Here is a 9,859-nt window from a genome sequence, read left to right on the forward strand (position 1 = left end):
GGGATGGCGGTCAGACTCCGGGTTTCGCCCGGCAAGCGCGGAGCTCACCGGAGCATCGAGTCGGCACTGCGCAGTGCCGCCGGGCGGCGGGGGTCGTGCGTTGTCGAGGTGGATCCGGGGCGTTATCCGGAAAGCCTGTTCGTGCAGGGGGACGTGCGCATCGCCGCGCGGCAGCCCGGGACGGTGGAGATCTGCCCGCCGACCGGTGCGGGCGTCGTAGCCTCGGGCACCGTCCGGCTGGAGGGCCTCGTGCTCCGGGCGCGGGACAACGACGTGGTCCGCTGTGCTGCCGGCACCCTCGCGATCAGCGCGTGCACCCTCGTCGCACACGGGGACACCGCCGCGTTGCACGGGCCGCCCGGCGGTTCGGTCACGGTGACGGACACCGAGCTGCAGTACGGCCGCGCGCTCTTCACCGGTTCGCACGCTCTGCTCGAACGCTGCGTGTTCACCGACTCCGCCAACACCGGGCTGTGGGCCACCGCCGGCGCCGACGTCACCGTGCGCGACAGCCGATTCGACCGGTGCCGGGTCCACGGCCTGCTCTCCCGCGGTGCCCGCGTCGCCGTGACCGGCTGCCGGTTCACCGGCACCGGCGACGCCGCGGTCGCCGCGGACCAGAACGGGAGCCTCGACGTCGCCGACTGCCGTATCGAAGCCGCGCAGACCACCGGCATTCGCTACGCCCAGGGGGCGCGCGGCACGATCACCGGCACGCACGTCGGCCCGACCGACACCGGGCTGGTGGTCGCCGACGGCGCCGACCCGCTCGTGCGCGGATGCACCTTCGAAAACCCTCGGGTGGCCGGAATCGACGTGAACACCCGCGGAGCCGGGCGGTTCGAGAACGTCATGGTCCGGCAGGCGCGGAAGTTCGGCATGTTCGTAGCCACCCAGGGCACGCCGGTCCTGAGCGGCTGCCGCTTCGACGGCGGCAACATCGGGATCTACGTCGAGAACGCGCGCCTGGTCGCCGCCGACACTGTCATCGAGGGGTTGGACAACACCGCCGTGCGGTTCGCGGGCCAGGGGAATTCCGAACTGACCCGGCTGCACGTCGCACGCTGCCCCGTCGCGGTCGAGGCCAACGGAACCGCCGACGTTCAAGTCACCGAAGCGCGAGTGCGCGACTTCGAGCTCGTCGGAATGCTCGGGCACGAAAGCTCGTCGGTGCGCGCCGCGAATTGCAGTGTGTCCGGCGGCCAGATCGCGTTCAGCGCGAGCAGCGGCGCCCATCTGGACCTGCACGACTGCGAGGCCAGCGACACCGAACTCAGTGGCGGGGCCGTGTTGGGCAAGGCGACGCTGACCGCACGGCGACTCACTGTTTCCGGGTCGCCGTCCATGGGCATCTTCGTCGCGGAAAAGGCCAACCTGGTTCTCGACGACAGCGTCTTCACCGGCACGACGACCGCCGGCCTGAATTTGCACGGCGCGACGGCTCTCGTCCGCAACGTCGACGTCAACGGGTCCGCGGGCTGCGCCGTGCACCACAACGGCAGCGCCGTGCTGAAAGAGTTCCGCTCGCCGCTGCGGGTGATCGAGGTCGAGCCGAAGCCCGAGCCACCGCAGATCGTGCACAATTACCACGGCCCGGTCATCCACGGGGACGTCGTCCAGTCCGTGCTCACCTGGGGCAACACCGTCGTCCAGCAAGCGACACCCGACCACCGCACCTGACCGGGAGGAAACCCGTGCCCACCGAAGAACACCATCACCACGGCCCGGTCATCCACGGCGGCGTGCACAATTCGCAGCTGGCGTGGAACAACCGGAACGTCACGCAGAACCTCGCGCACACCGAGCAAGTCGCACCCGGGTTCGAAGCCGTCGCCGAGGTCGTCGCCGAGGTCAAGCGGCAACTCGGCAGCCTCGGGCTGCCCGAAGCGGACGCCCGCGACGCCCGCGAAACCGCCGACGCCGTCCTCGCCGAGGTGGTCAAGCCGGAGCCGGACCGAGGCATCGTCCGCAAAGGCCTCACCGCGTTGAAGGGCCTGCTGGCCCAGCTCGCGATGGGCCTGCTCACCGGAGCACGCGAGGGCGCGGTCGAAACCGGCAAGGAGCTGGTGCACGCGCTCAGCCAGCTTCCTCTCTGAGGTTCGCCTTCCCCGCCTTTCACGGTCTACAGTGGACGGTCGGAAGGAGGTGGCAGGCACAGTCCGCACCACGTTCCCCGGCCGGGCGCCGGACGCCGAAGTCGATCAGCACCGGAATGATCTCCCGGTCCTGGAGTTCGACGGCCCTTTCCCTTGTCCTTCTGGGCCTAGCGGTGTGCTGACCAGCGACAACGCAAGTCATCGGAGAGCATGGGGACCAAAATCCCTTGGGTTTGGAGAGATCCCCCGAATCGGAGGTCGCCGCCAGCGTCCACCGTACCCCTCGGAGCGGCCGCGCCACCGGGTGTGGAGTGCGCTGCGACATGTCGCGAGCTGCTGGGACGGGCCGGACGAAGACGCCTGGGACCGGTCGTCTCGGAGCACCCGACGAGTTCCCGCTGAAGAATCCCCATCGCGGACTCCTGGCGCGGCAGTTTCTCCAGTCACGTTCACAGAACTTGTGGTCAGCCTGTTCCTTTGACGGGTGTCGTAGGTGTGGACCTAGTCGGTCACCTGTCCCGCTCGGGGTCGCGTGTCCAGCGTCGAGTCCGGCAGCGCCGGCGAACTGCTCGCCCGCGCTGCTGGAACGAGTCTGAAGATCCCCCACGCTGCGGCAGCATGGCACTTCCCGCGTGCGGCCGAACTCGCCGCTTGCGTCGTCGCCGAACTGGCAGGCTGGACGACCTCGTTTCCAGACGTCACGATCGCCTGCCGGCTCGCCTGCGCGCCGCGCGGGCGAACCCCGGCCGCCCGCATTCGCTGCCCGGGCTCCGTCGCGCGACCCGAACGTCGAAGTCCCTTCGCACGGCGACCCCAGATCAGGAGCGGAACTCCTGCACGTCGATCCCGTACTGCGCCAGCTTCCGGTAAACCGCGGCGCGGCCCATGCCGAGTTGCTCGCCGGCCTGCTTCCCGTTCATCCGGCCCCGCCGCCCGCTCGTCCCGGTCCCTCCGCCGCCCGTTCGATCGAGCGGGCTCCGGCCGCGCGGCGGCTGGTAAGAACACCGGTACGTCCGCATGCGAGCGGGCATGCCGACCGCGCGAAGGGGTGCACATGGCTTTCCCAGGTTTGCAGCACATCGCGATCACCGTGTCCGATCTTCAGCGCAGCACCGAGTGGTACACGAGGCTGTTCGGCGCCGGGCCCGTCCTGGACGAGGACGAGGAAGGCGGCGAATTCCACCACACGGTCTTCGCTCTCGGCGGCGGCATGCTCTTCGGGCTGCACACCCACCACGGCAAGGAAACCCGGGACCGGGCGGACGAGCGCCGCACGGGGCTGGACCACATCGGGTTCGCGGTCGAATCGCACGCCGCGCTGGCTGAATGGGCCCGGAAGCTGGACGAGCTCGGCATTTCGCACGGCGGGGTGAAGAAAGCGCACTACGGCAGCGGCGTTTCGTTCCGCGATCCGGACAACATCGCGCTCGAGTTCTTCGCCGGTCCGGAATGACCAGGCCACCGGGAAAGCGATGTGCGCTCAGCGAGTAGCCGACGTCATGGCACGCCAGGTCGTCTCGGCCGGACGCGACACCTCGTTCCGGGACCTCGTCACGGCTCTGCTCGAACACGGCGTGCCCGCGCTGCCGGTCGTCGATCCGGCCGGCCGGCCGATCGGGCTCGTCACCGCGGCCGACGTGGCGGCGAAGAGCGAGTTCCACGGCGGCGCGAACCGGCTGCCCGCGCTCGGCGGGCCGCGCCGCCGGAGCCGGTGGCGAAAAGCGCTTGCGCGCACTGCCGGCGAGCTGATGACGGCCCCCGCGCCCACGATCGCCGCCGACGCGCCCCTGCACGTGGCGCTCCGACGGCTCGCGGACGCCAAGCCCGCCCAGTTGTGCGTGGTGGATCAGGCCGCCCGGCTGGTCGGACTGATCTCCCACCGCGACGTCCTGTCCGCGTTGCTGCGGTCGGACGCCGACATCCGCGCCGAGGCCGAAGCCGGTGCGCCGGAAGGCGTCACAGTGCGGGTCGCCGATGGCGTCGTGACGCTCACCGGCACGGTCGGGCTGAGAAGCGTTGCCGAGCAAGCTGTTCGGAGCGCACAGTGCGTGCGCGGGGTAGTCGCCGTCAGCGATGAACTCGACTTCGGCTTCGACGACCGCACCGCGCACGCACTGTGAACCCGGCCGCTCAGCAAAAGCCCATGGGCACTTTCTCCCGGCCCGCCGCGGTGCCGAATTCCGCGGGCTGGCAGGTGGTTTCCAGCACCGACAGCCACAGGTCGCCATCGGGGTCGACTTGGTTGCGGCGGCTGGTCATCAACGACAGCGGGACGTGCACGAAGCGCCGCCGCCAGCGCGCGACGGCCGCCGCGGTACGGCCCGCCATGGCGGCGTGCACCGCCGCGTGCGCCAGCCGCAGGCAATACACGCTGTCGTAGGGGTTGGCCGCGATGCTCCGGATCGCATAGCTCGGGTCGATGTAACGCATCGTGGGAGGAAGTCCTGCCGCGGTCAGGTGCGCGGCGATGCGGTCTTTGAGCAGTTCCCCCACGTTGCCGAGCTTGACGTTGCCCGACGCGTCCGTGGCGCGCCCGTTCCGGTGCGCCGCGCCGGGCCGGTCGAGCAGTTCCTGACCGGCCCCTTCGGCCAGCACTATCACGACGTAGCCCTTCGCCCGCACGCGTTGCTCGACGTGGGCGAGCAGTCCGTCCCGTCCTTCCAGCGCGAACGGGATCTCCGGGATCAGCACGATGTCCGCGCCGTTGGCGGCCAGCGCGGCGTAACTGGCGATGAACCCGGAATGCCTGCCCATCAGCTTCACGATCCCGACCCCGTTCGGGCTGGACGCGGCTTCGACGGAAACCGCCGAGATGAAGTCCGTCGCCCGGGCGAACGCGCTCTGGAAACCGAAGGACTGGTCCGTGAAGGGCAGGTCGTTGTCGATGGTCTTCGGCACCCCGATGACCGCGATGTCGAGGCCGCGCGCCCGGATCGCGTCGCTGAGGTACGTCGCGGCGCGCATCCCGCCGTCGCCGCCGATGACGAACATGACGTCGACGCCCCGCAGAACGAGGCTGTCGACCATCTCGTCGGCGTCCTGGCCGCCGCGCGAGCTGCCCAGGATGGTGCCGCCGTCCTTGTGGATGTCGCGGACGTGCGCCGGCGTCAGTTCGACGGTGTCGTGCCGATGGTCGGCGGTCAGCCCCTGCAGGCCGTTCCGGAAGCCCAGGATCCGCTTCACCTTGTAGTGCACCGCGAGTTCCTGGACGAGGCCGCGGATGACGTTGTTCAGCCCCGGGCACAGCCCTCCGCAGGTGACGATCCCGGCGGTGACGCGTGCCGGGTCGAAGTAGATCTTCCGGCGCGGGCCCGCCCCTTCGAAGCTCGGAAGGCGCGCCGGCGGGAGGCGGTGCCCGGCCAGCATCGACACGGTGTCCTCGAGCAGGACCCGGTCGCCCTCGGCGACATAGTGCGGAGAGGTCTGTTTCGTCGACACCATCTCGGCGAGCGGCGAATCGTAACGACACTCGCCGAGATGACGAACGCGGAGGTCGTCCAAATGCAGCGTCACCGGATCTCCCTGGTCGTGCGGACAGCGTGGGTCACTCGAAGGTGGTGTGGGTGAGGTAGCGGATCTCGCCCCGGGAAATCAGCAGCGATTCGCAGGTGGTCTTGCCCTCGCATTTCCGGGGGCGGTCGAGGAGCGTGCCCCCGGTGACCCCGGTCGCGACGAAGAAAGCGTCGCCTGCCGCGAGTTCGTCGCATTCGTAGACGCGGTCGAGGGACATGCCCGCCGCGCGGATCGCGTCCGCCTCTTCGTCCCGTTGCGGGGCGAGGCGGCCCAGCATCCCGCCGCCCAGCGCGCGAACCGCGGCCGCGGTCATCACGCCTTCGGGCGTGCCGCCGACGCCGAGCAGCAGGTCCACGTCGAGCGTCGGCAGGAGCACGGCCAGGCTTCCGCCGACATCGCCGCCCGCCGGGGTCTGCACCGCCGCGCCCGCCCGCAGCACGCGGGCGATCAGGTCCTGGTGCCGCGGCTTGTCCATGATCATCACCCGGAGCTCGCTGACCTTCTTGCCGAGCGCGGCGGCGACGTTGGCCAGCGTGCGTTCAGGCGGATCGTCGAGATCGACGACGTTTTTCGCCTGCGGGGGCACGACGATCTTGTCCATGTAGAACCCCGGCCCCGGCGACCAGAGCGTGCCCGGCTCGCCGAAGGCGATCGTCGCCAGGGAGCCGGGAAGGTCCTTGGCGCAGAAGGACGTTCCTTCCAGCGGATCGACCGCGATGTCGAAATCCGGGCCGTTGCCGGTGCCGACGATCTCGCCGTTGAACAGCATCGGGGCGTCGTCCTTTTCGCCCTCCCCGATGACCACCGTTCCCCTGCCGGGAGCCTTCGCCAGCGCTTCGCGCATCGCCTTGGTGGCAGCGGCGTCGGCGGCCTTCTGGTCGTACCGGCCGACCCAGCCGTAGCTGGCGACGGCGGCGCTGCGGGTCGCGGCCAGCGCCACCGCTTCCAGTGCGTGGACATCGACGCACGTGCGCGACGCGGCCTCAGTCTGACAGTGCATTTCGGGCTCCCATTCCGGTCGGTCGCATCAGGACGGCGAGGCCGCTATTCGAGATTCGCGTGGAGCCGCCACAGTTCGCGGGCTTGAGTGCCGCTGGTCTGCCACAGCGCGTGGAAGAGCGAATCCGTGATCAGCAGGACGGACTGTTCGAACAGGCTGCCCGCGTACTGGACGGAGGAGTTGCCGTCGAAGTCCTGCTTGTCCGCGGCCGGGATGACCAGCACCTCGGTCGCGGCCTTGGCCAGCGCCGACTCGGGAGCCGTGGTCAGCGCGATCACGTCGGCGCCCTGGGCCCGAGCGGTCTCCGCGGCCCGCACCACCCGAGCGGTCGACCCGGAGCCCGATGCCGCGACCAGGACGTCCCGTTCGCCGATCGCCGGAGCCGTCACCTCGCCGACGACGTGCGTCGGAAGCCCGAGGTGCATGAACCGCATCGCGGCCATCTGCAGCGCGAGGCCGCTCCGCCCGGTGCCGATGGTGAACACCGCCGGCGCCTTGAGCAGCAGCGCGCCGGCTCGGAGCCACGACGCGGACTGCACCGCCGCGCTCACCCGGTCCACCTCTCCGACGACCGCGCGGGTCGCTCCGGTGAAGAGCGCGGCGTCCAGTTTCTTGGGAATCGTGTTCGTCAACGAGATCTTCCTCCACTCGCGGGCGGGCGACCTTGGGGCGTCGCCTGCGCGGCCATCGCGCGGACCAATCTGCTTAGACCACAAGGATTCTCTACTGCCGGTCCGGCCAGCAAGCCTTGCGGCATCAGGAAAAGCTATCCCCTGATTGGGATGACGAATAATGACGGCGAAAAGGAAGCGGCCCCGGCGGAAACACCGCCGGGGCCGCTTCGTGCGGGCGTACCGTTCAGGAGGCTCCCATCAGCCCATGTGGACGCGTTCCGGGCGGATGTTCCCGGATCCTCCTGCCGCCCGCGGCAACGACATCACCGCCGAACGGAACGCACGCTTCGGCGTGCGGCTTCCGCCACGGCGTCGACGGTGATGCCGAACTGGCTGTACAGCGTCGTGAAATCCGCCGAAGCGCCGAAGTGCTCCAGCGACACGATTTCGCCGGCATCGCCGACAAACCGGTGCCACGGCTGGGCGATCGCCGCTTCGACCGCCACCCGGGCCCGCACCGAAGGAGGCAGCACCTTTTCCCGGTAGGCCGGATCCTGCCGGTCGAACCACTCCACGCACGGCATCGACACGACCCTCGTGGGAATCCCTTCGTCCTCGAGGATCTTCCTGGCCGCTACCGCCAGCTGCACTTCGGAACCGGTGCCGATCAGCACCAGCTCGGGCGTGCCGGTCGACGCTTCGGCGAGCACGTAGCCGCCGCGCGCAACGCCGTCGGCGGAGGTGCCCTCCAGCGTCGGCACGTTCTGCCGGGTGAGCGCGAGCCCGGTCGGGCCTCCGGTGTTCTCCAGCGCGGCTTTCCAGGCGTACGCGGTCTCGTTCGCGTCCGCGGGGCGAGCCACCGACATTCCCGGGATCGCCCGCAACGAGGCCAGGTGCTCGACCGGTTGATGCGTCGGGCCGTCCTCGCCGAGGCCGATCGAGTCGTGCGTCCACACATAGATGACCGGCAGTTCCATCAGCGCGGCCAACCGCACCGCCGGGCGCATGTAATCGCTGAAGATCAGGAAAGTGCCGCCGTACGGACGGGTTCCGCCGTGCAACGCGATGCCGTTGAGAATGGACCCCATCGCGTGTTCACGGATGCCGAAGTGCAGCGTGCGGCCGTAGGGCTGGGCGGTCCAGGCGTCGGTGGAGATTTCGGCCGGGCCAAAGGAATCCGCACCCTTGATCGTGGTGTTGTTGCTCTCGGCCAGATCCGCCGAGCCGCCCCACAGCTCGGGCAGCACCCCGCCGAGCGCAGCCAGGACCGCGGCCGATGCCTTGCGGGTGGCGACCCCCGGTTCGCCCGGCTCCCAGACGGGCAGATCGGCCGCCCAGCCAGCCGGGAACTCGCGCTTGGCCAGGCGGTCCAGCAGGGCCTTGCCCTGCGGGTTGCTTCGTGCCCAGGCGTCGAATTCGAGCTGCCACTTCTCGTGGTCCGCCCGGCCCCGCGAGGCTGCTTCGCGGGTGTGGCGCAAGACCTCGTCGTCGACCTGGAAACTCAGCTCCGGATCGAAGCCGAGAGCGCGCTTGACCGCGCCGAGTTCTTCCGCGCCCAGTGCGGCGCCGTGCACCCCGCCGGTGTTCATCTTCGTCGGGGCGGGGTAGCCGATGACGGTGCGCAGCACGATCAGCGTCGGACGGGAGGTCTCCGCCTTGGCTTGCTCGATCGCGCCGAGGAACCCGGCTACGTCCTCGCCGCCGTCCACAGTGAGCACGTGCCAGCCATAGGCCTCGTAGCGCTTCGCGGTGTCCTCGGACAGCGCGATGCGCGTGTCGTCCTCGATGGAGATCTCGTTGCTGTCGTAGATCACCGTGAGGTTGCCGAGCTGCTGGGTTCCGGCGAGCGACGACGCCTCGGATGTGACGCCTTCTTCGATGTCGCCGTCGGAGGCGATCACGTAGACCTGGTGGTCGAACACGCTCGTGCCCGGCTCGGCGTCCGGATCGAACAGGCCGCGCTCGCGGCGGGCCGCCATTGCCATGCCGACCGCGCTGGCCAAGCCTTGACCGAGCGGGCCGGTGGTGATTTCGACGCCCTTCGTGTGCCCGTATTCGGGGTGGCCCGGGGTCAGCGAACCCCACGTGCGCAGCGCCTTCAGATCGTCCAGTTCCAGGCCGTAGCCCGAGAGGTACAGCTGGATGTACAAGGTGAGGCTGGAATGTCCGGCGGACAGCACGAACCGGTCGCGCCCGATCCACTCCGGGTCGCCGGGGTCGTGCCGCAGAACCCGTTGGAACAGCGCGTAAGCGACCGGCGCGAGGCTCATGGCGGTGCCCGGGTGCCCGCTCCCGCACCGCTCGACCGCGTCCGCCGCCAGCAAGCGGACGGTGTCCACCGCACGCTCGTCCAGACCGCTCCAGTCTTCCGGGAGCCGCTTGGCGGTCAAGCGGGCAATCTCGTCAGGGGATTGGTTTGCTGCCATGGAAGCGCACTCCCGATGATGTCGATTCTCGGTGGGTTTCGGAAAAGCAGATCCGCTCCGCTGCGCGCCGGCGCTTGTCCGGCGCGCAGCGGGCGGGTGTGGTCAGGCGGTGAGGCGGCGGAGTTCGCGGGCCGCGGCGGCGGGATCGGGCGCGTTGTAGATCCCGCCCCCGACCACCGCCACCGCCGCGCCCGCCTCCTTCACCGACCC

At 69.9% G+C, this 9,859-nt stretch carries 8 protein-coding genes; 4 read left to right on the top strand and 4 right to left on the bottom strand.

What is annotated here, in order from left to right:
* The first annotated feature begins 3 nt into the window (after positions 1-3).
* From PUT80_RS38330 to PUT80_RS38345, 4 genes are all read left to right on the top strand, one after another.
* Complete coding sequence (locus PUT80_RS38330; RefSeq protein WP_275295055.1) at positions 4-1,680, top strand: right-handed parallel beta-helix repeat-containing protein; 1,677 nt, start codon at positions 4-6, stop codon at positions 1,678-1,680.
* A gap of 14 nt (positions 1,681-1,694) precedes the next feature.
* On the top strand, positions 1,695-2,096 hold the full coding sequence (locus PUT80_RS38335) for a hypothetical protein (RefSeq protein WP_275295056.1): 402 nt from the start codon (positions 1,695-1,697) through the stop codon (positions 2,094-2,096).
* 1,054 nt (positions 2,097-3,150) lie between these two features.
* Positions 3,151-3,549, top strand: coding sequence for a VOC family protein (locus PUT80_RS38340; protein WP_275295057.1), 399 nt, complete (start codon positions 3,151-3,153; stop codon positions 3,547-3,549).
* Positions 3,550-3,595: 46 nt separating this feature from the next.
* Positions 3,596-4,216, top strand: coding sequence for a CBS domain-containing protein (locus PUT80_RS38345; protein WP_275295058.1), 621 nt, complete (start codon positions 3,596-3,598; stop codon positions 4,214-4,216).
* Positions 4,217-4,226: 10 nt separating this feature from the next.
* On the opposite strand, the gene PUT80_RS38350 is transcribed toward PUT80_RS38345, so the two are convergent.
* From PUT80_RS38350 to tkt, 4 genes are all read right to left on the bottom strand, one after another.
* Positions 4,227-5,609, bottom strand: coding sequence for an ATP-dependent 6-phosphofructokinase (locus PUT80_RS38350; protein WP_275295059.1), 1,383 nt, complete (start codon positions 5,607-5,609; stop codon positions 4,227-4,229).
* Positions 5,610-5,640: 31 nt separating this feature from the next.
* Positions 5,641-6,609 carry a class II fructose-bisphosphatase gene (glpX, locus tag PUT80_RS38355; RefSeq protein ID WP_275295060.1) on the bottom strand — a complete coding sequence of 323 codons (969 nt, stop codon included), beginning with the start codon at positions 6,607-6,609 and terminating at the stop codon, positions 5,641-5,643.
* Between the two features lie 44 nt (positions 6,610-6,653).
* Positions 6,654-7,241 (bottom strand): 6-phospho-3-hexuloisomerase, encoded by a 588-nt coding sequence (hxlB, locus tag PUT80_RS38360; RefSeq protein WP_134730770.1) that lies wholly within the window; start codon positions 7,239-7,241, stop codon positions 6,654-6,656.
* 305 nt (positions 7,242-7,546) lie between these two features.
* Positions 7,547-9,649 (bottom strand): transketolase, encoded by a 2,103-nt coding sequence (gene tkt, locus PUT80_RS38365; RefSeq protein WP_205673255.1) that lies wholly within the window; start codon positions 9,647-9,649, stop codon positions 7,547-7,549.
* Between the last annotated feature and the right edge of the window lie 210 nt (positions 9,650-9,859).

Source organism: Amycolatopsis sp. La24 (assembly GCF_029087445.1).
Lineage (GTDB): Bacteria > Actinomycetota > Actinomycetes > Mycobacteriales > Pseudonocardiaceae > Amycolatopsis > Amycolatopsis nivea.